The organism is Gemmatimonadaceae bacterium (assembly GCA_035606695.1).
Taxonomy (GTDB): Bacteria; Gemmatimonadota; Gemmatimonadetes; order Gemmatimonadales; family Gemmatimonadaceae; genus JAQBQB01.
The window spans coordinates 130,940-154,903 of record DATNEW010000029.1; the positions used below are offsets into that span (position 1 = coordinate 130,940).

Consider the following 23,964-nt stretch of genomic DNA (forward strand, 5'->3'; position numbering starts at 1 on the left):
TCGCACGCATCAAGGAGATGACGAAACGCCTCGGCGCGCGCTCGGTGATTGAAGCCGGGACGGTTCACGAGCACGCTTGACGCGCGGCACGGCAGGGTGTAGACATTCTTCAGCTTGCTGTAGAGCGCCTACACCTTTCGCGCGCGGGTCACCCAATGTCCGGCGGACAATCACGCATCGAGCTGCTCCAGGGGACGCTCGACTTCATCATCCTCCAAACGCTTCGCTGGGGACCGCAGCACGGCTTCGGTGTCGCGCAGATGATTCGCGCCCACTCGAACGAAACGCTGCAGGTCGACACCGGATCGCTCTACCCGGCGCTGCATCGTCTCGAGCGCGCCAAGCTCATCGATGCGAAGTGGGACCGGTCCGACAAAGGCCAACGCGTTCGCGTCTATCGGCTCACCGCGGCCGGGCGCAAACGGCTCATCGTCGAGCGCACGAAGTGGGAGCGGATGACGCAGGCGATTGCCGGCATTCTGAACCCGGCCATCGCGGAGAACGAATCATGACATGGCCGTGGCGACGTCGTGCGCGTGAGATGGAGCTTGCCGAAGAGCTCCAGGCGCATCTCGACATGGCCGCGGCCCAGCGCATCGAGCGCGGCGAATCGCCGTCGGCGGCGCGCGACAATGCGCGCCGCGAGTTCGGCAACACGACGCACGTCGCCGAAGTGACGCGCGAGATGTGGGGCGGCGCGTCGTGGGACGCATTCGTTCGCGACGCGCGGTATGCGGCGCGCGGTCTGCGTCGTTCGCCGACGTTCGCCGCGGTCGCCGTTGCCACCTTTGCCCTTGGCATCGGTGCCAACACCGCCATGTTCACCGTCGTGAACGGTGCGCTGCTCGCGCCGCTGCCGTTCGCGCATCCCGAGCAGTTGGTCATGCTCTCGCATCGGTCCGTGGACGCAGGTCCGAACAGCCCGCACAACCTGAGCGATCACACGTTCGCCGAATTGCGGGCGACGCCGCCGCGCGCGTTCACGTCGATCGCCACCTTTGCGGGAAGCCAGATGACGCTCACCGGCAACGGTGACGCGGAGCCACTCAACGCAGGACAGGTCACGGCGAGTCTCCCGGCCACCCTCGGCGTCTCTCCGGTCATCGGACGCTCGTTCACGGCGGAGGAAGAAGAGCCTGGGAACAATCACGTCGTGCTATTGAGCGACCAGTTGTGGCGCGAGCGCTTCGGCGGCGCGCGTTCCGTGCTCGGCACCTCGATTACGTTGAACGGCCTGGCGTACACGGTGATCGGCGTGATGCCGCCGATCTTTGATCTGCCGCACGGCGTGGCGTTCTGGACGCCGCTCGCCATCAAGCCCACACCGAACAATTTCATCGATCGGGCGGTCATCGCTCGGCTCTCCGCTGGAACGACGATTGAGGCGGCGCGTCGCGAGTTGGCGTCGATGCTCCCGCGGTTGCCGTCAACGGCAGACGAAAAGCCGGGCACGCACATCACGGACGTTCGTCCAATGGTCGATTTGCTCGTCGCGCGCGCGAAGCCCACACTCTGGATCTTCAGTGGCGCCGTGTTCTTTGTACTGCTGATCGCATGTGCGAACGTCGTCAACCTGCTGCTCATCCGCGCGTCGACGCGCCGGCATGAGATCGGCGTCCGCGCGGCGCTCGGCGCTGGACGTGCGCGCATCGTCCGACAACTCGTGACGGAGAGTGCCCTCGTCGCCTGCATTGGCGGCGCGGCGGGAATCGTGCTTGCGAAGTGGGGCGTCCGCGTGCTCATCGCAGTCGCGCCCCCTGGCCGGATCCCGCGTGCCCAGGAGATCACCGTGGATTGGCGTGTGCTTGGCGCTGCGTTCGGTGTGTCGCTCATCGCCGGTTTGGTGTGCGGGATCTTTCCGGCGCTCGCGAGCACGCGGCGCGATCCGCGCGAAGCGCTCTCGACGTCGGGACGCACGGTCGCCGGAAGCCACGACCGGATCCGCCGCGTCTTCGTGGTCGCACAGCTCTCGCTGGCCATCGTGCTGTTGAGCGGCGCCGGACTGCTGCTCAAGAGTTTCACGCGCCTGCGCGCGGTCGACACCGGATTTCACTCGAGCGGCATCGTGACTTTCCGCACGATCCTCTCGCCCGCGGCGTTTCCGACACCCACCGATCTTCACACGTTCGAGGCGCAGGTCCTCGATCGCGTGCGGCGGGTGCCCGGAGTTGGGACGGCGTCGCTCGTGAACGTGCTTCCAATCAGGCCGCCCCACCTCATCGGCGATCTCCGCATCGACGGGATCAGCTCTGTCCCCAAGGGGTACGACGTCCATAAGATCGTCGTCGCGCCCGAATATTTCGGCACGATGGGGATTCGGTTATTTGCCGGCCGCGACTTCAACAGCGCCGACAACGCATCGTCGCTGCCGGTGACGATCGTGACCCGCTCGATCGCGCGACGTTTCTGGCCCTCCGATGGACGCGGCGCGATTGGACAGCGCCTCACGGAGGAAGAAAATCCCCAGCCTGGCGATTGGAAGACGATCGTCGGCGTCGTCGACGACGTCGTGGAACAGGGCCTGACGCAGGGGCGCGACCGCGCGCAATACGTTCCGCTGTCGCAGGCCACCGACATGCCGTTCATCTCCAACGACGTCACGTTCGTGATGCGCTCCGCACGGTCCGCGGAGGAGCTGACGCCGACCGTGCGCGCGATCGTCCACGAGCTCAACCCGGTCGTGGCCGTGCGCAATGTCCAGTCGATGGACGACATCGCCTCCGCATCGATCGCCGACTCGCGCTTCGAGACGCAGCTCGTGACGATCTTCTCGGCGCTCGCGTTGTTGCTCGCCGCCGTCGGAACGTACGGCGTGCTGGCGTACGACGTCGCCGCGCGGATGCACGAGCTGGGCGTTCGCGTGGCGCTTGGCGCGATGTCGCAGGACGTCATTCGCGTCGTTACACGTCGGATGCTTGCGCTCGTGGTTCCTGGGTTGGCGCTCGGACTAATTGGGGCGTTGGCCGTTACGCGCGTGCTTCAGAAATCACTCTTTGAAGTCACGCCTACCGATCCCGCGACAATGCTGGCTGTTGCGGGCGTTCTGTTGCTGGTGGCGTTGATCGCCGGCTTCGCGCCGACGCGCCGAGCCGTGCGCGTTGATCCGATGACGGCACTCCGGAATGACTGAGCGCGTGAGTCTCGACGCTCTCGAGCTGTTGTGTGCGAGTGGCGGGAATGCACCGATCCGCTGCCGTGGTCCGGCCGTATTTCCAATTCTCTAAACCTCCGGGATACCTCGGAATAGGCCGCGCCGCGGTCAATGACCAGCGGTAGAAGGGCAACGAAACAGCGAGGGTTCGTCGTCCCGAAGCCAGCGTTCGGCAAGGAGCCATAGGTCCCACACGCCGCGGCGCGGGGCAGTGTTTTCGGCCGAACCGCAAACCTCGAACGATTCAGCACGCCGCTTGCGACGCTCGCGCTCAAACCGGAGCGTTGCGCAATGTGGTGGACTCTGTTGAAGCTGCTCACGGCGATCACCGTCTACGGGACGGCCGTCGAGCCGCGTTTCGTCATTCGTAATAATGAAGAGGCTCGCATTCCCGGCCTGCCCGCGGCGTGGCGGGGGAAGCAGTTCGCCGTGTTCGCCGACATGCAGGTGGGAATGTGGTGGGCGAACCGCGATGCCGTGCGCCGAGCGGTGGGGAAGGTGGTCGACGTGCACCCGGCGTTCGTGCTGATCGCCGGCGACTTCGTGTACAACGCCGACTCGAGCGTCGACGAGCAGATGAAGGAAGTCGTCGAGCTCCTCCAGCCGATTCTTCGCGACAGCATTCCCATCTACGCGGTGCTCGGCAACCATGACTATTCGTTGATGAACGAACACTCGAATCAGGAGAATTACGTCGCGCACCGCGTGCGCGCGGCGCTGACGATCGCCGGCGTGGAAGTGATGGACAACGCCGCACACGCGCTGACACAGCCGGGGACGCCGGTGTCGCCGGGTGATTCGCTGTATCTCGTCGGCATCGGCGAGAAGTGGGCGAACAACGATGACGTCGAGTCCGTGCTCGGCACAGTACCGCCGAGCGCACCGCGGATCGTGTTCATGCACGATCCCGACTCGTTCGTGAAGATTCCGGCCGGTCAGGCACCCTTCGCCGTCGCGGCGCACACGCACGGCATGCAGCTCGGCATCCCGTTCCTGAGCGATTACCTGTGGCACCACCACTTCAGCGATGAAGCGATGGGTGTCGAAGGGTGGCAGCGCGACCGCGGGCAGGCGGGGAATGCCGTGTACGTGACGCGCGGAATTGGGTTCAGCATCGTTCCGGCGCGGATACATGCGGCGCCGGAGGTGACGGTGTTCACGCTGGAACCGGGGCCGTAGCCTCGAGCAAAGGAGCCTCGGCGGCAGTCACGTTCGGCGATTCAGACGTTCCGCGCGGCGCGTAAAATGCGCGACGGCGAACCATGAAATCTCTCACTGACGTAAGAGCCATCATTGCGGTGGTGGCAGCGATGGGCTGCGGTAGCGCGACGGCTCCGCCGCTCTCGGTAACGACCTATACACTGTCATCGATCAACGGCACTCCGTTGCCGTTCACCGAGCCCTCCACAAACTCCACCATCGTCTCGGGAAGTATTGTCCTCATCGGCAGCGACAGCGCAGAGGTCAATGACCTGACGAAGCCCGCGAATCCAAACGGCGACCCGGTGGCTGTCGGCCACGTCGGCTTTGACCGCGTCGTGCGAAGCGGCGACACGCTCGTGCTAACGCCGTTGACTCCGTTTGCCGCGGTCGATACGGCGACGTTGCGCGGGACCCAGCTCGTAGTACGACATCACGTCACCACCGCAGCGAGCACGCCGATTGAAACCCAGGTCTACGTCGCGCAGTAGACGTTGCGTCGCGGTTGTCCTGTAGAACACCGGCGTGGATGGTGACCTTGTTGGCGAGGGAGTGACGGTGTTTGGTCGTGTCTTCAGAGGGGCGGCCGCCGTCGCGAGTGTCGCCACCCTCGGCGGGTGCGGGTCCAGCGCCTCCACCGCACCTGATTTGGTAGCTTCAATCGCAATCACGCAGCCTGATCCAAAGACAGGGCTGCTCATTGCGCCCGGGAATCCGGCGCAGTTGTCAGTCGTGGCCCGCGACGTTTCGGGACAGCCACTAACCGCCGATACGCCGCTCGGGTTCATCAGCCGGGATTCGACAATTGCAACAGCGAGCACGTCGGGCCTTGTCTTCACACGGCGCCCCGGCATTACTGAAATCGTTGTCCAGCTCGTGCAAGGTTCTCAAACCTTGTCAGATTCACTTAGGGTCGTCGTCAATTCTCCTTGAACGCTGCGGACGATCTCGCCGTGCGATGGGGCGCCACCGGCATGATGACGGCGGCGCCCCATCACTGCGTCGACAGCGCACTGCATCGGACGCTGAGGGTCTACTGACGTGACCCCTATTCTTGATCCAGCTATTCCTGTCGATCGGATGCGGTTGAAGGTGTGAGCAACAGGCCCGTCTCGCTCTCGGTGAGACACCCGCCGCGGAGCCGGCCGTTGAAGCGCTCGACGTAGCAGTTCTCGATCGCTCTGCCGGGCCGATTGAAGTGGACCGTGATCCCGCGCCCGTGCGCCGATCGATCAAAGGCTTGGCTCGTGAACTCCGATTTGAACGCGACAGGTCATTCCAGCCGCAATGCCTCGACGGGTTCCACGCGCGTGGCGGCGCGCGCCGGCAGTGCGCACGCTACCAAACCCACAGCGCCTACGACTACGACCGCCGCCGCATATGACGCTGGATCGTGTGCCGTCACGCCAGCGAGCATCGAAGCGGCGAACTGGGCTAGCCCGGCAGCGAGCAATACGCCGGCGACCAGACCGAGCGCCGTCGTCGCCAAGCCCGCGCGCAAGACGAGCCTCAACACAGCGCCACGCGATGCACCGAGCGCCGAGCGAATGCCGAATTCCCGCGTGCGAGAGAACACGTTGTACGCCATGATACCGTACACGCCCAATCCGGCGAGCAGCACCGTGAGCACGGCGAACAGGCCCGTCAGCGTCATCGCGACGTTCTGACGGCGCACGATGCCGGAGAGCACGTCGCGCAGCGTGCGAGGCGCGAGCATCAACGCCTTCGAATTGAGTGCGCGAGCGGCGCCGGTTATCAGCGGCAGTACGGGTGCGACGTCGCCGCGCGTGCGGACCACGAACGATCCTGCGCCAATCTGTATCTGCTCGGACGACAAATAGATCGTCGCCGAGGCAGCGGACATCGCATCCTGTCGCACGTCGGCGACGACACCGACGATCTCGCGGAAGAGCAGCGTGTCCCCAGGACTTTGCGCGTAGAAGTCAGGCAATCGGATCCGCGCGCCGATGGGACTCGAGTTGGGCCAGTAGTGCTTGGCCAACGCTTCGCTGATCACCACGACAGGCGCGCTCGTCGGCGAGTCGCCGGCGTTGAAGCCGCGGCCGGTGCGCACGGCCATTCCCATGGCGGCAAAGTACTCGGACGACGCGGTCGCCAGCACGGCACTCGGCCGGTCGTTTTGATCCATCGATCGGCCTTCGATTTGGAAGTGCGGCGAAATCCACGAGCCATTCCACGGGTTGGTCACCGTGTATCCGACGGCGGTCACGCCCGGTAGCGCGCGTACGCGTCGCACGAACGCATCGATGAACGCGCTGCGTGATCCTGGATCGCGATATTGCGGGCCGGGGTTGAGAACGAACGCCGCCTGATGATTCGACATCTCGTATCCGAGATCCGTGTCCAGCAACGTCCGGAAGGTCCGCACGAACAGACTCGCGCCCACCACGAGCGCCACGGCGAGCGCGACCTGTGCCGACACGAGGACGCTCGACGCGCGGGCGGAAGCCGCGCCACGCGACGACGCACGCGCCGCGGTATCACCGAGCGTTTCGCGCACATCGACGCGAGTCGCGGCGAGTGCCGGAACCGCCCCGAATATCACGCCCGAGGCCACCGATGCGCCGAGCGCGAACAACAGCACGCCCGCGTCTATGTGAACCTCACCGAGCTTGGGCAGCATCGGACCGGCCAGGCGCAGCAGCGACGCCTTGAGAAGCGCGCCGAGCACGACGCCGATCGCCCCACCGGCGATCCCATATAGAAGTGTTTCGGCGAGAGTTTGGCGGATGAGACGTCCGCGCCCGGCGCCCAGCGCAGTGCGAATGCCGAGCTCGCGGCGACGCGCGGCCGAGCGCGACAGAAAGAGTCCGGCGATGTTCGCGCATGCGGCGAGCAACACGATGAGCGCCCCGCCCATCACGAGGCGCAGCACCGATCCCGCTCCGCCGACGATGGCTTCGTGCAGCGGTGTGGGAAGCACCACACCGGCGTTCCGAATCTCCGGGTGCGCGGCTTGAATGCGCTGCCGGATAATCGCCAACTCGCTTCGCCACTGCGCCATAGATACTCCGGGCTTGAGCCGTGCCACGGAGCGCCAAGCACGCGATCTGGCGAATTGCGTCCGCCGCAGGCCGGCGTCGACGTCGAATGGGAGGAGCATGTCGGCGTTGAACGTCGGCCCGACGAAATATTCGGGGAGCACGCCGATCACGGTGAACGGTTTGCCGTTCAGCTGAACGCTGGAATTGACGATTTTCTGATCGCCGCCGAACGTGCGCTGCCAAATTTGATACGTGATCATCACGACCGGTGACGCGCCCTGGGCAAAGTCATCGCTTCGGAACGTGCGACCGAGCGCTGGGCGGACGCCGAGCACGTCGAAGAAGCTCGGCGCGACCGATACGGACTGCCACGCATCCGTCGTGCGATCGTCGGAGTACGTGACGCCCTGGTAGCTTCCGAAGAGCGTGAGGCCGGCGAGCGACCGGCTCTGCGCCGCAAGCTCCTGAAGCTCGACGAGCGACAGCTTGTCGTTGTCGCCGTCGGTCGCCGCGGGCGTGGTGTAGAGACGATAGAGTTGTTCGGGCGCGCGAAACGGAAGCGGCGCGATCAATACACGGCGGACGACCGAAAACACGGCCGTATTCGCACCGATTCCCAGCGCCAGCGTCAGCAGGACGACCGCCGCGAACACCGGCGTGCGGCGCATGCCGCGGAGCGCGATCGTGAGATCGGCGCGCAGGTCTTCGAGCATGTTGCTCCGGCGCGCGTCGGCTTCAGTCTGCATGTCGATGTCCTCACAGTACCGTCGGGTGGCGTCCAGGTCGCCGAATTCCTGCGCGGCGCGGGCGTGCGCCTCACGCGCGTCGACGCCCTGTCGGACGAGATCGCGCGCGCGCATGTCGATGTCGAACGCGATCTCCTCGTCGATGTCGGTCCGGATGCGCGCGGCGGACCGGGGCAGCCGAAGGAACCAGCGAATGGGTCGTATGGGTCGCATGATGACTTTCCGCGTGGTCAGCGGGCGTCGAGAACGCGATAGAGTGCCGCGACGTACGCGCGGAGGTCGCTCGACTGTGCCTTGAGCGCGGTGCGGCCGGCGGCGGTGAGCTCGTAGAACCGGGCGCGCCGGTTGGTTTCGCTGACGCCCCACGAAGCGCGAACGAGCTTCCGCTTTTCGAGCCGGTGGAGCGCCTGATACAGCGCCGCGCTGTCGATCGCGATGGCGCCGTCGGTGCGCGCCTTGACGAACTGGCCGATGCCGTAGCCGTGCATCCGCTCCCAGGCGAGGGTGCGGAGCACGAGAAGATCGACGGTACCGTGGAGGAGATCGAGCGGCGGATGGGGCATGGTCTTATAGGTAATGGTCTTACCTATAAGACACTACGAGGGCAAGAATGGTTTGACAAGACCCCGTGTGCGTCAGGGCGTCCTTCAATGAGTGAAGCACTCTTGGCGGGCATATGGTCTCTACTGAGTCTGGAGTCGAAAGAAGGTTCCAGATGAACGCGGCTTTCACTCCCGGTTGGCTACGAGCCTCGCCGTCGCGACGCAAACGCACGGGATGCAGGTTGGCATCCCGCTTCTGAGGGATTACCTGTGGCGCCGCTACTTCAGCGATGAAGCGATGGGTGTCGAGGGGTGCGATTCGCGTTCTTGTCGCGCGAATTCGCGCGACATCGGTGCGAATCGGGGTGACCCTGCGCGCCGTTTCATCAGGTTAAATATCGATAATACCTGAATTTACATGCGCGGTCCGGCCTGGACCGCGCATTGCTTTTAAGGGTGGCCTCCCTCACTCCCACCCCGGAGCCCGCCTGTGTCGGTCGCCTGCATCGCAGCTCGTTTTGGACGCGCGCTCATCGTGTGCGCGGTACTCCTCGGTCTCCGCCCACGACCGCTCTGCGCGCAGCGCGTCGTGCCAGTCTCGGCGACCGTTTACACAGACTTCGATGCTGATTATCCGGCCACGCCGGTTGCGTATCTGACGGTCGGATTTCGAAACACGACGAATCAGGCCGTTTTGGTCCCAATCGCAAACTATAGCTGCGGGCCGTATCTCGAGACCCGCGTCATCACGTGGCCAACGGACTGGCGACAGTTCACGTTCTGTTTTCCGTTCGGCTTGAGCAACCTTGCTCCCCAGGGAACGGATTACATCACCTTCGAGCTCGGCCTAAAGCCGTTCCCGCCAGTCAGCGGCACCGTATCGTTCACGCTCGACGGTGTCCCGTACGCCGTCACGCTCCATCCGAGCCTGGACGCGGACAACGAAGTCGTTTGGGACGCCACGATCATCGCGCCCAGCTACCCGGCGGTCTCTCCCAAAGGCATTTCGGCGGCGATCGCTCCGTCGAACGCGAGAAGCGAGGCGTTCACCGTCACGAACGGTGGCTCATCGGCGGGGACGTTCAACCTCGTCCCCAATTGCGGGACGTTTGCCGCGAGCGGCTGCACGGCATCGCCGTCCACGATCACCCTCGGGCCCGGCGGCGCATCGAACGTCAGCGTCAATTATGTCTCGGGCGCTCTCGGGTTGTCGACGACGATCTCTCTCCGTGCGACGGACGCGTCCACCGGCATCAACGATTCCGGCACTGTCACCGTCACGACCGCGTCGGTTCGTCCGCCCACGCTATCGATATCTCCGTCACCCAGCGTCCAACTGACGTCAGCCATCAACGGATTCTCCATCTCGATCTGCTCGCCGGACGGAACCTTGAACGGGCCGAGCTTCACGCTCAATGGTTCTGGTATTTCGCCGACGGCGTACTACGCGATCTCCGTCGCGAACTGTGCCACGGCGATGCAGGCGGATTTTCACTCGCCGCCATTGTGGCGCGGCGCTAACACCATCACCGCGAGCGTCACGGACGGCGCTGGACACGGCGCGAGTGGCTCTTGGGCGCTCAGCTATGACGATACGCAGGACATCACGCCGATCCTCACGGCGCCACGGACGTTCCTGCTCGCCGTGCCCGGGCAATCGTACGTCGACACGTTCACGGTGCGGAACACCGCGATCGCTCCCGTCACTTACACCGTCTGGGCGGGAACCAGCGGGTCGCCCATCGACGATCCACATCCCGTCGGTGATTTCGACTTCACGGATGAGCAGACTTTTAATGTCACGCTCAATCCGGGTCAGGTGCTCCGCGTTCCCGTGCAGTACGGAGCTGCCGCGCAGAACAGCAGTGCGACGCTCATCTTTCTCGTATCGTGGCACGGTACGACGATTCAGAAGGCCATCGGAGAGAACATCACGGTCTCGGTGCCCGATACCTACGTGCTGTCGGTGACGCCGAAGATGACGACACCGACGACGCTCCCCGCGGGCTCGCATCAGTGGGTGCAGGCGTTCGTCAATAACACCGGCACGTCGAGCGGCACGTTCGCGCTGAGCGTCGTCTGCACCGGCACGGCCACAAACTGCACCCTGCCGAACGGTTCGTCGGTGTTCGCGTCGAATCAGGCAGTAACAGTCTTTTACGACGTCAGTGCGTCGGGACCGGGGCAAATCGTCGTGCGCGTCACGGGACCCGCCGGCGTCGCCAATCCATCGCCGCCGGACTCCGCCATCATCAAGATCGTGGGCGCCGACGTCAGCCCGCCGATCATGACCGTCTCGCCGTCGAGCGACGGCGCGACACCGTCGGTCTTCACGAATCTCACGTCGCTCGTCGTGGACGTGTGCGACCCGGACGGGACCGTCGGCACGCCGGTACTCACGCACAACGGTGCAGTTCAACCGGGTGGGATCGTGACGGTGACGCACGTGCCTGGGTGCCTGACGTCGAAGCACGTCGTATTTCCGCAATCGTTTTCCGGCGCTGACTGGATCGTTCTGGATGTCACGGACGGCATTCACCCCGTCGAATACGCGCAGTGGTATTTCTACGACGACGCCAGCGATCACGCACCGGGGATCGCGCCGCACGCAGACACACGTGTTCCGATCAACACCGTTGTCACGGACACGTTCCGCATCACGAATCCGGGATGGCATACGGCGCAGTACAGCATAGGCGTGCCGTGCCCCGGATCATGCGCTGGGCCGGCGACGCAAACAATCAGCGTCGGTGCCAGGCAGACCGCGACGATTCCGTTTACCTACACGTCGCCGGCAGTGGTTGGTGCGGGAATGACAATCGCGGCTCGAGCGAAGTACTCGAGTGCGTATTCGACAGACTCGAGTAGTCAATCGTTCCGGGCCGTGACTGGTGCGCTGCTGCCGCCGCAGATCACGGTGACACCGCCGAACGGCACGATCGTTACCTCGCCGGCCGCGACGATCGTGATCGACGCGTGTGATCCGGACGATCAGATCACGTCCGTCAGCGCAACGTGGCACGGACAACGTCTTCCGAATGGATTCCTCACGCGACAGGTGGCCGGTTGCGCGTCCCACTGGACCGAAACATTCCCGGTGACGCTCCTGCCGTGGGATCAGACGCTGGATGTGACGGCGGTCGACACCACCGGACACACGGTCACTCGTTCCGTCACGATCGGGTGGTCCGCCCCCCTCACGTTGTTTCAGCCGGCCGTGCGCGCGCAGTCGTTCCTCCACCGCGTCGCGCCTGCAATCACCGCGGTCGACACGTTCACGGTCACGAACACCGGCAGTTTCACTGCCGCGTATGCACTTGCACCAACGTGCGGTGCGTTCGGCAACTGCACCGTGACGCCGGCGACGTTGAGCGTCGCCGCGGGTGCGTCGCAGCGGGCCGTCGTGTCGTACACCACGCCGACGGTTCGCGATGTCCCCGACACCGTAAAGCTCGCGGCGCGATATACGTCGCCGTATGGCGGACAAATCGCGGCGTCGGCGGCTCGTGCCGTCATCGTTCCTTCGCTCGAGGTCGCACCGCTCGTCACGAACGGCGGGTTCACCGGCGTCGGCGCGCTCGATCCGTCGTTTGTTGGCCTGTCACTATTCTCGGTCACCAACCGCAACTCGACCGAAGTGACGTTCACGCTGTCCCCACATACTGACGGCCTGTTTTCAATCCGCGACGCCGACAGCGTCGTGACGATCCAACCGGGCGAGACTGCCACTGAGATCATGACGGTGGTAGCGCCGCCCATCGTCGGCGTCTCGGACCGCGTCACGCTGACGGTGAGCTACCTGGGTGCGGACGGTATCGTCCGCGCGGATTCTGCATCGACCCCGTGGATCACGCGGGCGTCGATCGCGGCGGTCGCGGTTACGCCGATCACCTCGACCCAGGCCGTCTTCCCGAACGCTGTGTCGAACGACGTCTCGTACGCCGTCACGAACACCGGCAATGTCGGCGTGATGCTGAACGAGACCATTCTCGAATGCAGCGGTATCGCCTCCAACTGCGGACCGAGCGGGAACATCACCATCTTTGTCGATCAGACCGTCGGCGTTGGCATTCATTTCGACGTGCGCGCCGGTGCCACATCCGGCGTGATTCGCGCCCTCCTGACCGGCACCGGCGGTTTCGCGTCGTACTCGCAGATCGTCACGATCAACCTCGCGCTCAACGGCGCGTTCGCTGCTCTCGCGGTCACTCCCAAAGGCGCATCGCTGCGCAGCCGCACCAATCGCGATTTCCATCAGCGTTTCTATATCACCAACAGCGGCAATCGGGCGGCGGACGTCATCACGGCGGCCGAGTGCGACGGGTCGGCGATCGTCACCTGCGACTCGCTCGATCGCGCGTCGCTGCACCTCGATCCGCAGCAGACGGACTCGGTGGAATATCACGTGCGTACGTCGAACGCCGCGTCGTCCGTCGGTACGATGCGCCTTGGGGCATCGGCGACGAACTTCGCGACCAGCGACACGGGTCGAGTGACGCTGACGCTCGACGCGATTACGGACATCACGGTGACGTCGCGACTACCCGCTGCGGCCGCGACGCTTCGCGACGAGTGTGTCACCGCCGCTGCCGGCGCCGACGCGGCGCTCGAGTGCGGCGATCTCCGACTCGCGCATACCCTGCCCGCGACGACGACGATGGGCCGCACCCATGCGCCCACGCTCGTCTACGACTCGCGGCACCACGACGGCATCGTCCTGTTCCCGGCCGACGTCGCCATCGGACTCGGCAACCAGACGGATTCGATCGCGGTGCACGTCACCATCGATGGTCATACGCCCGTCACGAAGATGTTCGCGTGGGACGCGTCGTGGAACGGACAAAGTGTGCGTCGCGTCGTCGTTCCGGTGGACATCAAGGCACTGCACCTCACGACTGGCGCCTACCACTTCACCATTGCGGTGGATGCGCTAACGAGCACGGGACCGTTGCAGCAGCAGGACGCGGGGATGGTCGCGGTCGTCAATCGGACTGATAGCCCGTTCGGCGCCGGCTGGTGGCTCGACGGTCTCGAGCAACTCGTCGCCTACACGGCAACGCAGAAATTGTGGATTGGCGCCGATGGAAGCACGCGGCTGTACACGCAATCCGCCGTGGATTCGGTGTGGACCGTTCAGCCGGCGATCGATCGGCCGGACACGCTCACGTGCAGCGGCAGTTTCTGCGCTCGCCATCTGAGAAATGGGGCGTACGTCCGCTTCGACAACACGGGCCGCCACGTCGCGACCGTCAACTCGCAGGGCCACGTCACGACGTTCCACTACGACACGAATTGGGAATTGCTCACCGGCATTACGCTACCGACCGTCTCACTGGGCAATCTGTTTCAGCATTACACATTCACATATTCGGATACTGCAAACGCGCATGCGCTGTTGAGTCGCGTTGACGCCGCCGCGATTCCCGGTCAGCCTCGCGTGGTGCAAGTCGTCCACGCGCCAGGTTCGGCGGATATCCTGTCGTTTCGCGGCCCCGACACGACAAGTATTGCGTTCAGCTACGACGCCGGCGGGCGGTTGAGCACACGCACGGACCGTCGCCACTATACGACCAGCTTCTCGTACGATCCGCTCGCCGGGACGCTGACGGGCGCGACGCTCGACATGGCGGACGCCGCCATTCAGAACGTCACGACGACGTTCTGCGTCGCCGAAGCCGCGAGTGCGAGCACCTGCGCGCATGCGCCCGTCGATACGTCGGCGCTGTGGACGACGATCACCGGACCACGCACCGACACGGTCGTCGTGACGCGCATCGCGGTGAACGCCTTTGGTGCGCCGATGCGTATCGTGAATGCGCACGGCGACGCGACGCAGATCGAGCGCACGGACACTCACTGGCCAGCGCTCGCGACGGCGACCGTGCAGCCAAATGGGCATCGCGTGATGACGCGCTATGACTCCTTACGCGCGCTCCCGCTCGAGACGGTGGACGAAGACCCGCTCGGCGACGGCGTGAATGCGCACACGCGCTACACGTGGGATACGAAGTGGGATCGGGTGACGTCGACCGTGTCGCCTATGGGCGTGATGAACACGTTCGCGTATGATCCTGCGAGCGGCGATCGGATGTGGCAGCAGGATGGGCGCGGGGCGATGAGTCGGGTGACGTTCACGTACAATGCAAACCACCAACTCTCGACGATCCAACAACCGGGGAATTCGAGTGCGCAAGTCGACTCGATAGCATATGAGTCCGTGACCGGAAATGTCGCATATACTCGATCCCCGATGCTGTTTACGACCACGTTCCATACCGATCCTATCGGTCGGATCGATGTTACGACAACTCCAATCGATTCCAATCAAACACAATGGCGTGTCGGCCGAGTGACGTATGATCTCCTCGACCGCGTGTTAACAAGCGCCGACAGCGCCGGCGGCCAGGCGTTGCGTCTCGAGAACTCCTTTGACGCGGAAGGGAATCTTGTCGCCGTAAATCGCTGGTCAGATCCCGATTCGGCGCACGTGGGTACGGTCTCGACGCAGTACACGTACGATGGGGCGGGACGACGCGTGACGGAGCGCGATCCGAACGCTCCGGTCGATCAGTTCGCGTCTTGGGAATATGACGCGGCAGGAAATGTCACGACAACGTTCAACCGTGGTCGTTCTCCCGTGCTAATGCACTATGACGCGCTGAATCGCATGGTGACTAGAACGATTCCGCGTATTGGCAACAAGTTTGGGTCAGTCGACGATCATCAGCAATTCGTCTATGACGCGATGGGCAATCTGATATCCGCGACGAATGCGTTCGCGTCAGTCACTCGCACGTACACGCCGGCTGGCCTCGTAGAAAAAGACTCGTTGGCTGTCCACGCAGCGGATATGGCCGAGACCAGCATGCGTCACGGCTACGGTCTCGTGAATCACTACGATCTCGACGGCCGCCGGCTCTATCAGGACCAGCCATCAAACGTCACGCTCGGCGGAAGTGTCGTGACGTACAGCTACGACGGGCTTACGGGAGCATTGGTTGGTGTCGTGGATCCTCAATCGAACCTGTTCCGCTTCACGTATGACCAGGCCGGTCGACTCGACTCGCTGGTGATGCCAGGCGCAGTAGTTGAAACGCACCACTACGATCCGGACGGACGCGAAGCTCGGCGTGTGGAGGTTGGACCGGCTGGGCTCATGCATGGCGATACATTCGCGCGAGATGCGGCGGGGCGTACCACAGCTGCAACGGCAGACGGGATACTCGGGGGAGTTCAAGCTGGAAACTTTGTTTACAGTGGACTCGGAGCGGTCATCCGGTCGTTCCTCTCGTTGGGCGATGACGAATCGCTCCACATGACGGCCGATGCATTTGCTCACCTCGTGCGTAAGCGTGAGGACGGAACCGAGAGCAGCCCGGGCCCAAAGACGTATGACTATGTGTACGAGGCGAATTCAAATCGTCTTTCGCAGGTGTTTGGTCAGCTCGGTGGATCGTCGTTCGACACGCTGTCGCATGCGTACGACGCCTCGGGCAATCTGATGTGGCAGGTGTATCGGCAGTCCACGCCGGTTCAATCGAACGAAATCGTTCGCCGCCACATTGACGGGGCGTGGCGCGTCGACTTCGGATACGACTCATACGGACGACTCATGTCGGCGGAGCGGGGAACCGTCAATGATGGTTTCGTCGATACGTTCAATCAGCTCACCGGCGCCGCCAAGAGCCTTGGCTTCGGGTCGTTCGAGGAGTACCGCTACGACGCGTTAGGGCGCCGAGTGTGGAAGCGCACGCATCGCGATTCGTATTGTACCGATCAGGCGCGTCTCGATCCGAATCTTGCCGCGCAATGTGCGAGCGCGACCGTGCTCACCGTGTGGGACGGCTCTCAAGTGCTATACGAGCTGCGAGCTGCCGCTGGCGATGCGCTGTCTTCGACGCAACTCGAGGCAAATCTCGACGCGCCTGAGAACAGTGGAAGCGGTACGGTGAGAGATCAATTCGCCAGCGTCATGTATGTGCATGCCGGCGGAATCGATCGACCGTTGGAAATGCTGCGGAATGGGACACCGCTCGTCCTTCACTATTCGTGGCGCGGCGTAGTTGATGTGACGACCAATCCGCTTGGCCAATATTCGACCTGCGGTCTACCGTTCGCAGTTCCGGGCTGTGCCAATGTACGGTGGCCAGGAACCGAACTTCGGCTAAGTCATCTTCGGCCGACCGCATTAACCGTCGTCGGGTGGTACGGCGACATGGCGCAGGGGCAGCTCGATGCGTCGGGCGCGATGTACATGCGGAATCGGTACTACGATCCGAAGACTGGGAGGTTTACGCAGGAGGATCCCGTAGGGCTGGCAGGCGGAGTGAATCTGTATGGCTTCGCCCGGGGTGATCCCATCAACCTCTCCGATCCGTTCGGCCTGTGCCCCCAATGCTTTGTAGAAGCCGAAGAATTCTTTGAAGAAGAAGCTCCGGTGATTGAGGAAGAAGCAATAGCGCTAAAGGAGCGATGGATTGAGGGAGCCAAAAACATCATCGAGACGGCGAAGGCTCAATGGCACCACATTGCAACTGATAAGAGCTTTACTGAGCGAAACGGCGGTCCGTGGACCGAGCGGTTTAGCGCCATTTTTGAAAAGGCAGGTATGACCCTCAAGGATGGTTTGAACCGTGTTCCGGTCGTTGGACACGTAGGACCTCACGCGGAAGAGTATCATCAAGCGATCTACGACGCGCTTTCGTCGGCAACTAAGGGCCTTTCCGGGGAGGCGTACGCGACAGCTCTGCAGCGAGCATTATTTAAGTTGGGTCAGCTTGCGTCCACGCCTGGATCGTACCTCAACCAACTCATCACAAAGAAATAGAGCGAACCCCAGTCATGCGCCTCTATCGAATCGTAGATGACCTCAAACTGCCCGGCCGGTGGTTTCTCGGCCACGCGCGCGATTCGGCCGGGGCCGAATTCGACGTACGGCGACTCACGGTTGGAGTTCCATCGAGTTATTCGGGTGAGCTCAATCTTGCGATGCGTCGAGTGGGCCGCAGTCTTGACTTCACATTCTCAGATTTCGACCTGCCTATTCTGCGCGCTCAACTGGCTGCTCGACTACGTGACGCGGCGCCAAACGACATCCAGTTGTTTCCGGTGCGCATCGACGACGTCGATGAGAAGTTCGATGCGATAAATGTTGTGTCTAAGCGCGCAGCAATTGATGAGCAGAATTCAATAATCGAGCGTTGGTCAGCTTCGGACGGCGCTCCGGAAAAGATTGGACAGTATTTCATGATTAACAAACTGAGAGTCGATGCGGAAAAAATCGACGGAGCATCAGTATTTCGGCTGGATAGTTGGGAGATCGCCCTCATTGTAACGGAGGAAATACGAAATCTCTTGCTTAGTGAGGAAACAACAGGAGTGAATTTCATAGCAGTCTGATGCGCTGTCGCGTGAGTCCAGATCTTTGTCGAATGGTGTCCGTCCCGCAGGACCGCGCCTATCTCGAGTGCGACCCCGCAACTACCTGCCGAGCGCCCCCAGCATCTTCTCCATCCGCCCAATCTCCGCCGTCTGATCCGCCGTCACATCCGACGCAAAGCGAAACACCTGGTTCTCCTGCCCCGCACCAGGCACCGCGAAGAGATCATCCACCATCGTGAGCGCCCCGCGGTGATGCTGGATCATGAACGTCAAAAACAATCGGTCGAACTCCGCGCCTCTCGCCGCGTCGAGCTGCTTCATCTGCGCCGGCGTCAACATGCCGGGCATCAACTTCGGCATCGTCGAATCGGCCATGCCCGACATCGTCGGCATCCCCGGCATACCGTTCATGCCGTGCGCGCCTCTCGCCGCGAGTGGATCCGGTGCCGACTGATGCCGGTCCGCCAGCCACCGCTGCATCAGCCCGATCTCATCCCGCTGCGATACATCGATACGCTCGGCAAGCGACCGAATGGCTGCACTCGCCCCGTGCGTCGGCGCGAATGCCGACATCATCACCGCTTGCGCGTGATGCTGAATCATCCCTTGCATGAACGCCACGTCCGCGGCGGTGAACGCCGGACTCGGCCGCGCCGAGCCCTGCGCGGCGGCCGGCGTATGAGAAGTAAACAGCGCGCCGACAATCGCCGATGCGAAAAGAATCGTCCTCATGGGTTCGCTCCCGCGTTCGTCATGAACGTATGACGGGGCGCGCCCCGTTCAAAGGCTCAGTCCGCGCGAACCAGCCGCGCGGTCGCGACCTGAACGCGGCGAATGAATTCGGCGGCTGACTCGCCCTCGGCGCGCGTCGGGATCACGAAGGCCCTGTTGTCCGGCCGCTGCGCCGGCGGCGTGTCGACCATCAGATCACCGCCCTGCGCTTCGACCGCCCGCTCGAATGCTTCGACGGCGTCGACCGTGCGCACCACCTCTTCCGAGGAGTCCGCGTCGGGCACGGTGATCCCTCGACTCCGCAGTCGCCCCACCAGCTCGGCGCGCACGGTCCGCTGTTCATCGAGCCGGTGACGGTTCAGGTCGCGCTCGCGCCGCTCGTCGCCGGTGGTAATCGGATCTCTCTCTTCGTCTGCCATTGGCCTCTCCTGTGTGTACATGTTGTCCTGCACAGGAGAGGCCGTCGCCACGGCTGAGCGTGGCGACGGTGCGTGACGGCCCTAAGCCTTCGCGGCCTGCTGCGCGCGCGCCCGGCGTTCCTGCATCGCCCGCGTCAAATGCGGCGTGATGCCAAGCATCCGCTCGATCAGCATCAGCTGCGCGCGGTGATGCATCTCGTGCTCCTTCACCGCCATCAAATACTCCATGCGCGTCTTCGGATGCTCGCCCATCGGATTCGTCATCGTCTCGTTCAGGAACTCCTTCGGCAACGTCTCGATCCACGCCGCGAACTTCTCACCCTCCTCGCGAAGCGCCGAGATCACCTCGGACTTGGTCTGTGGCTTCGTTTCCGCGGCCGCGACACGCTGCATGTACGCACCGAAATCGTAGCCCTGAAGCGACGGGCGCCGCTGGTCGCGATGCACCTCGAAGTGCAGCTGATTCGCGTACGCGATGTGCGCGAGCAGATCGCGCACCGACCGCGTCCCCGGCGCCGCGACGAAATCATACTTGTCCTCGGGAATCTCCTCGGCGATCTGCAGCGTGTTGTTGCGAACGGTGCGAAATGATCTTGCCATGTCAGCGGCGGCGTATTCAGCCATGGGCGACTCAGTGGAGGTGGTGTTGACCTTCAGGTTTCGGTAGCGCGAACGCGACATACGTTCCGCCCGACGGCGCGTCGTTCTTGCCGCCGCCGCAGGCGATCACGAGATACTCCTTTCCATTCACCATATATAACGATGGCGTGGCATTGCCCGATGCCGGCAGCGACGCCTCCCACAAGAGCTTTCCGGTGCGCTTGTCGTACACATGGAATTTCCTGTCGTACGTCGTCGCGCCGATGAGCAGCAACCCGTTCTGCGTGACGATCGCGCCGCCGTAGCTGTCGCTTCCGGTGTTCGTCACGCCCTGCGCGGCGAGCGCCGGATATTCGCCGAACGGAATCTGCCAGCGAATCTCGCCCTGGTTGAGATCGATCGCGCTCAACGTCCCCCACGGCGGCGAGATCGGCGGATAGCCGTCCGGATCCTGCCACAGCCGCAACCCCGTACTCCGATACTTGAGATAATTGGGGTTCGCCCCCGCCTGCTCGGCCACGTCGTGACCGGTGAGCAGATAGTTGACCAGGGCATTGACTGCCGAGTTGTCGAGGGTGCCCGCGAAGGCGGGCATGCGGCCGGTGCCTTCGCGGATGATCTTCGCGATGTCGTCGCGCGACTTCCGTGATGCGACGCCCAGGAGCGACGGCACCATCGGCGATCCCTTGAGATCGTCGCCGTGGCAGCTCGCGCAGTTCGCGCCGAACAGCGACTTGTCGCTGTTCTCGACGAGCTTGTGATACCACGGCAGCTCGTTCGCGTTCACGTAGAGCAGGCCGGTCGTCGGATCGAACGCGGGGCCGCCCCATTCTCCGCCGCCGTCCACACCCGGAAAGATGATCGTGCCTTGGGCGTTGGGCGGGTCGTACATGCCGCGCGTCGCGTAGGCTTTAAAGAACTTCAATGCCGAATCGTGCGCGGCCGGCGTCCGCGTCGTGAGCATGTCCTCGGTGAGGTTCTGGCGCACGAAGGGCGGCGGTGCGACGGGATACGGCTGTGAATCCGCCGCCATCTCGCCGTCCATCGACGACGGAAACGTCTTTCGCCACGCGGTGGGGAAGAGCGGCTTGCCGGTCACCCGATCGAAGACGTATACGTAGCCCGTCTTCGTGATCTGCGCGACCGCATCGACCGCACGGCCGTCGCGTTGCACCGTGACGAGCGTCGGCGCGGCCGGAAAGTCCCAGTCCCACAGATCGTGGCGCACGGCCTGGAAATGCCACAGCCGCTTGCCGGTGCGCGCGTCGAGCGCGAGCAGGGTGTTCGCGAAGAGATCGTCGCCAACGCGATTCGCGCCATAAAAGTCGAAGGCTGCCGACCCGGTGGCGGCGAACACGATGCCGCGCTGCTCGTCGATGGTGACGCCCGCCCACGCATTCGCGCCGCCCGAGACCTTCCATGCATCCGGCGGCCATGTCTCGTAGCCGTACTCGCCAGGGTGGGGAATCGTGTGGAATGCCCACACCAACTTTCCAGTTTTTATATCATACGCCCGAATGTCGCCGGGCGACGACGGCAGCGCCTCGGCGACGGTGCTCCCGATGATGAACAGATCCTTCCACACTCGGCCCGGTGCGCTGGCGCTGATGCCGATGCGTTCCGATGGCCGCTCGAACCCGTTCCGCATGTCGACGGCGCCGCTGTCCCCGAACGACAGAATGGGCTTCCCAGTCCGGCGATCGAGCGCCCACAGCTTGTTGCGATACGTGAAGAGCACGCGATCGCCCGTGACCGTCACGCCGCGATGCCGAAAGCGCTGCGGCGCCGGCTTTCCGAAATTGGGATCGAAGCTCCACAGTGGCTTTCCGGTCGCGGCGTCGAGCGCGAACACGCGCAGCTTGGGGCTCGTGGCGTATAACACGCCGTCGATGACGATCGGATTGGCCTGCATCTCCGATCCTTTCCATTCATCGTGTGTCTCGTACGTCCACGCGACTTGCAATTGCGCGACGTTCGCCGGCGTGATCTGCGAGAGGGTCGAGTAGTGCGTGTTGTCCGCGTTGCCGCCGTAGACGGGCCAGTTGGCGGTTTGCTGCGCGGCGGCGCTCGAGGCGATGACGAACGCGCCGAGGAAAAGTCGAATGTGCATCGGCGAAAAGCTACGTGTCGAGTGCGCGCCTGTCATCCTGAGCGGAGGCGCCCGACGCCTGTCATCCTGAGCGGAGCCGCCCGTCGTGTCATCCCAAGCGGAGGCGCGAAGCGCCGGAGTCGAAGGACCCCCGTCCGGGCGGAGGAGCCCTACGCAGCGCTCCGCTAAGCAAGGGGTCCTTCGCTACGCTGCGCTTCGCTCAGGATGACACACGCTCCGCGTAATCGCCGACCCCATCGCCCAGCATGAGCTCGGCCATGAGAAGCAATGAATGACCTCGGCATGCTCCCTTCCGCCATTCGCCTTTTCGCCGGAGATTCTTCCCCCAGGTCATCCCCGACGCCCACCGCCCACCGCCCACCGCAATGCGCCTACACCTCGCGACGCTCCTAGCCCTCGCCCTCCCCGCCGTACTTCACGCGCAGAAACAAGTCGTCATCCCCGAAGGCAGCCGCCCCTCCGCGACACTCAGCCCCGGCACACGCGCCGGCGACGTGTTGTACGTCTCCGGCCAAACCGGAACGTCGCGCACCGATCCCGACAGCTCCATTCAGGGCCAGACCAAGCGCGCGCTCGCCAACGTGCAGAAAGTCGTCGAGGCCGCGGGCAGCAACATGGGCAACGTGCTCAAATGCACCGTGTTTCTCACCGACCTGAAGGACTTCGCGGGCATGAACTCCTCGTACACGCAGGCGTTCACGAAGGAACCGCCGGCTCGATCGACCGTCGTCGTGGCGGCGCTCGTCAGCCCGGGCGCGAAAGTCGAGATCGAGTGCATCGCCGCGCTACCGTCGAAATAGGAGGCTCACCGTGCGCATCGCCGATTTGCTGCTGCCGGAATTCGACTCCGAGATGGTCACCACGCGCAAGATCCTCGAGCGCGTGCCCGATGGACCGGGCAAAGGCGAATGGAAGCCGGGCGAGAAAACGTTTCCCCTCGCGCACCTGGCGCAGCTCGTCGCACGACTGCCCGGCTGGACGACTATGGTGATGGGCGCGACGGAGTTCGACATCGCGCCGAAGACAGGCGGCAAGCAATTCGGCTATAGCATCGAATCGACGGCGACACTGCTCGCGGAATTCGATCGCGGCGTGAAAGACGCGCGCGACGCCATCGCCAAAGCCACGGATGAAGACTTCCAGGTGCCGTGGCACTTCAAGGCCGGCGGCCAGACGATGATGACGATGCCCCGCTACATGATGCTGCGCACGATGACGCTCAATCACATCGTCCATCACCGCGCGCAGCTCGCGTTCTATCTCCGCCTGCTCGGCGAAAAGGTTCCGAGCATGTACGGGCCGACCGCCGACGACAAGCCGTTTAGCGCCTAATCATTCGAAGACTTTAAACCGCAGCACGCCGGCGGTGTCCATCAACACCACCGATCGTCGCTCGCCGGCGGGAATGCTGATCGGGCCGGTCGTCGCGAGCTTCACGCCACCGCCGGGCGGCGTGACGAACACTTCCCACACTCCGGGATCGCTCTGCAGGTAGGGCGACGTGAGGCCGAAGGGAAACGGCGTCGCAACGTGTACCGGCGACTGAAAGTCGGGCTGCGTGCGCCAGATCTCGTTGGTGCCGAGGCTGGCCGTGAGGTTCGTGACGCGGAGCTTGCTCTTGTTTGCCGGCACCACGGCATCGGTGTCCGCGATGTCGCCGGCGGCGAGCGTCGTCGCGCTCGGTGAGAAGGCATAGACCGCTGCGTGCTTCGACGTGTCCGCCGTCACCGATGTGGTCGCGCTCGGGCCGTTCGGCGACAGGAACTGCACGGTGTGAGTGCCCGGCGTCACGAAGAACTGGTCCGATACGCTGGTCGCGGCGAGTCCGTGGACGACGAGTTGTCCGTCGACGTTCACGTCGACCGCCAACTTCGACGCATTGATCGCGCGCGCCGATGCCGTCTGCGTCGTCGGCGTCGGCAACGCCGGGTTCGATGAATCACATGCGGCAACCGCCGCGGCAGCTACCAAAAGCAAACCAACCTGCTTCACGTTTCACCTCGTGTCTGTCGATGCCCTGTGCGCGATGCCATATTCATCGCGCTCGTCATTCCTCGCCTGCGCCTCGGGACGACGAA

The 23,964-nt window shown here is 63.7% G+C and carries 15 protein-coding genes; 8 read left to right on the forward strand and 7 right to left on the reverse strand.

Annotation, left to right across the window (positions count from 1 at the left end; all coding sequences use genetic code 11):
• Positions 1-155 precede the first annotated feature (155 nt).
• From VN706_15795 to VN706_15810, 4 genes are all read left to right on the forward strand, one after another.
• Positions 156-512: a PadR family transcriptional regulator gene (locus tag VN706_15795; GenBank protein HXT17105.1), complete on the forward strand. Its 357-nt coding sequence runs from the start codon at positions 156-158 to the stop codon at positions 510-512.
• Positions 509-3,130 (forward strand): ABC transporter permease, encoded by a 2,622-nt coding sequence (locus VN706_15800; protein HXT17106.1) that lies wholly within the window; start codon positions 509-511, stop codon positions 3,128-3,130. Before VN706_15795 ends, VN706_15800 begins: the two co-directional genes overlap by 4 nt.
• 312 nt (positions 3,131-3,442) lie before the next feature.
• The gene (locus VN706_15805) at positions 3,443-4,330 is read left to right on the forward strand and encodes a metallophosphoesterase (protein HXT17107.1); all 888 of its coding nucleotides are present in this window, start codon (positions 3,443-3,445) and stop codon (positions 4,328-4,330) included.
• Positions 4,331-4,413: 83 nt separating this feature from the next.
• Positions 4,414-4,842: a hypothetical protein gene (locus VN706_15810; protein ID HXT17108.1), complete on the forward strand. Its 429-nt coding sequence runs from the start codon at positions 4,414-4,416 to the stop codon at positions 4,840-4,842.
• 782 nt (positions 4,843-5,624) lie between these two features.
• Here the strand turns inward: VN706_15810 and VN706_15815 are convergent.
• Positions 5,625-8,315, reverse strand: coding sequence for an ABC transporter permease (locus VN706_15815; protein HXT17109.1), 2,691 nt, complete (start codon positions 8,313-8,315; stop codon positions 5,625-5,627).
• A gap of 17 nt (positions 8,316-8,332) precedes the next feature.
• Positions 8,333-8,665, reverse strand: a complete 333-nt coding sequence (locus tag VN706_15820) for a PadR family transcriptional regulator (protein ID HXT17110.1) — start codon at positions 8,663-8,665, stop codon at positions 8,333-8,335.
• A 673-nt stretch (positions 8,666-9,338) separates the two neighbouring features.
• Here VN706_15820 and VN706_15825 point away from each other — a divergent pair.
• Positions 9,339-17,471 (forward strand): RHS repeat-associated core domain-containing protein, encoded by an 8,133-nt coding sequence (locus VN706_15825; GenBank protein ID HXT17111.1) that lies wholly within the window; start codon positions 9,339-9,341, stop codon positions 17,469-17,471.
• 14 nt (positions 17,472-17,485) lie between these two features.
• Positions 17,486-18,043, forward strand: a complete 558-nt coding sequence (locus tag VN706_15830; GenBank protein HXT17112.1) for a DUF1629 domain-containing protein — start codon at positions 17,486-17,488, stop codon at positions 18,041-18,043.
• Between the two features lie 81 nt (positions 18,044-18,124).
• Here VN706_15830 and VN706_15835 read toward each other — a convergent pair whose 3' ends face one another.
• The 4 genes from VN706_15835 to VN706_15850 all read right to left on the reverse strand — a co-directional run bounded on the left by VN706_15835 (position 18,125) and on the right by VN706_15850 (position 21,886).
• Positions 18,125-18,757, reverse strand: coding sequence for a DUF305 domain-containing protein (locus VN706_15835; GenBank protein HXT17113.1), 633 nt, complete (start codon positions 18,755-18,757; stop codon positions 18,125-18,127).
• A gap of 56 nt (positions 18,758-18,813) precedes the next feature.
• Positions 18,814-19,176, reverse strand: a complete 363-nt coding sequence (locus tag VN706_15840; protein HXT17114.1) for a hypothetical protein — start codon at positions 19,174-19,176, stop codon at positions 18,814-18,816.
• A gap of 81 nt (positions 19,177-19,257) precedes the next feature.
• On the reverse strand, positions 19,258-19,800 hold the full coding sequence (locus VN706_15845) for a DinB family protein (GenBank protein ID HXT17115.1): 543 nt from the start codon (positions 19,798-19,800) through the stop codon (positions 19,258-19,260).
• 7 nt (positions 19,801-19,807) lie between these two features.
• Entirely contained in the window at positions 19,808-21,886 is a 2,079-nt protein-coding gene (locus VN706_15850; GenBank protein HXT17116.1) for a PQQ-binding-like beta-propeller repeat protein, read from the reverse strand.
• Between the two features lie 365 nt (positions 21,887-22,251).
• On the opposite strand from VN706_15850, the gene VN706_15855 reads away from it, so the two are divergent.
• Both VN706_15855 and VN706_15860 read left to right on the forward strand, forming a co-directional pair.
• Entirely contained in the window at positions 22,252-22,686 is a 435-nt protein-coding gene (locus tag VN706_15855) for a RidA family protein (GenBank protein ID HXT17117.1), read from the forward strand.
• Positions 22,687-22,696: 10 nt separating this feature from the next.
• Positions 22,697-23,218: a DinB family protein gene (locus tag VN706_15860; GenBank protein HXT17118.1), complete on the forward strand. Its 522-nt coding sequence runs from the start codon at positions 22,697-22,699 to the stop codon at positions 23,216-23,218.
• Here VN706_15860 and VN706_15865 read toward each other — a convergent pair whose 3' ends face one another.
• The gene (locus tag VN706_15865; protein ID HXT17119.1) at positions 23,219-23,878 is read right to left on the reverse strand and encodes a DUF4397 domain-containing protein; all 660 of its coding nucleotides are present in this window, start codon (positions 23,876-23,878) and stop codon (positions 23,219-23,221) included.
• Positions 23,879-23,964: the final 86 nt, after the last annotated feature.

Excerpts from the sequence above, each read along its gene's own strand:
- VN706_15795 (HXT17105.1), top strand. The coding sequence starts at position 156 with ATGTCCGGCGGACAATCACGCATCGAGCTGCTCCAGGGGACGCTCGAC.
- VN706_15800 (HXT17106.1), top strand. The coding sequence starts at position 509 with ATGACATGGCCGTGGCGACGTCGTGCGCGTGAGATGGAGCTTGCCGAA.
- VN706_15805 (HXT17107.1), top strand. The coding sequence starts at position 3,443 with ATGTGGTGGACTCTGTTGAAGCTGCTCACGGCGATCACCGTCTACGGG.
- VN706_15810 (HXT17108.1), top strand. The coding sequence starts at position 4,414 with ATGAAATCTCTCACTGACGTAAGAGCCATCATTGCGGTGGTGGCAGCG.
- VN706_15815 (HXT17109.1), bottom strand. The coding sequence starts at position 8,315 with ATGCGACCCATACGACCCATTCGCTGGTTCCTTCGGCTGCCCCGGTCC.
- VN706_15820 (HXT17110.1), bottom strand. The coding sequence starts at position 8,665 with ATGCCCCATCCGCCGCTCGATCTCCTCCACGGTACCGTCGATCTTCTC.
- VN706_15830 (HXT17112.1), top strand. The coding sequence starts at position 17,486 with ATGCGCCTCTATCGAATCGTAGATGACCTCAAACTGCCCGGCCGGTGG.
- VN706_15835 (HXT17113.1), bottom strand. The coding sequence starts at position 18,757 with ATGAGGACGATTCTTTTCGCATCGGCGATTGTCGGCGCGCTGTTTACT.
- VN706_15840 (HXT17114.1), bottom strand. The coding sequence starts at position 19,176 with ATGGCAGACGAAGAGAGAGATCCGATTACCACCGGCGACGAGCGGCGC.
- VN706_15845 (HXT17115.1), bottom strand. The coding sequence starts at position 19,800 with ATGGCTGAATACGCCGCCGCTGACATGGCAAGATCATTTCGCACCGTT.
- VN706_15850 (HXT17116.1), bottom strand. The coding sequence starts at position 21,886 with ATGCACATTCGACTTTTCCTCGGCGCGTTCGTCATCGCCTCGAGCGCC.
- VN706_15855 (HXT17117.1), top strand. The coding sequence starts at position 22,252 with ATGCGCCTACACCTCGCGACGCTCCTAGCCCTCGCCCTCCCCGCCGTA.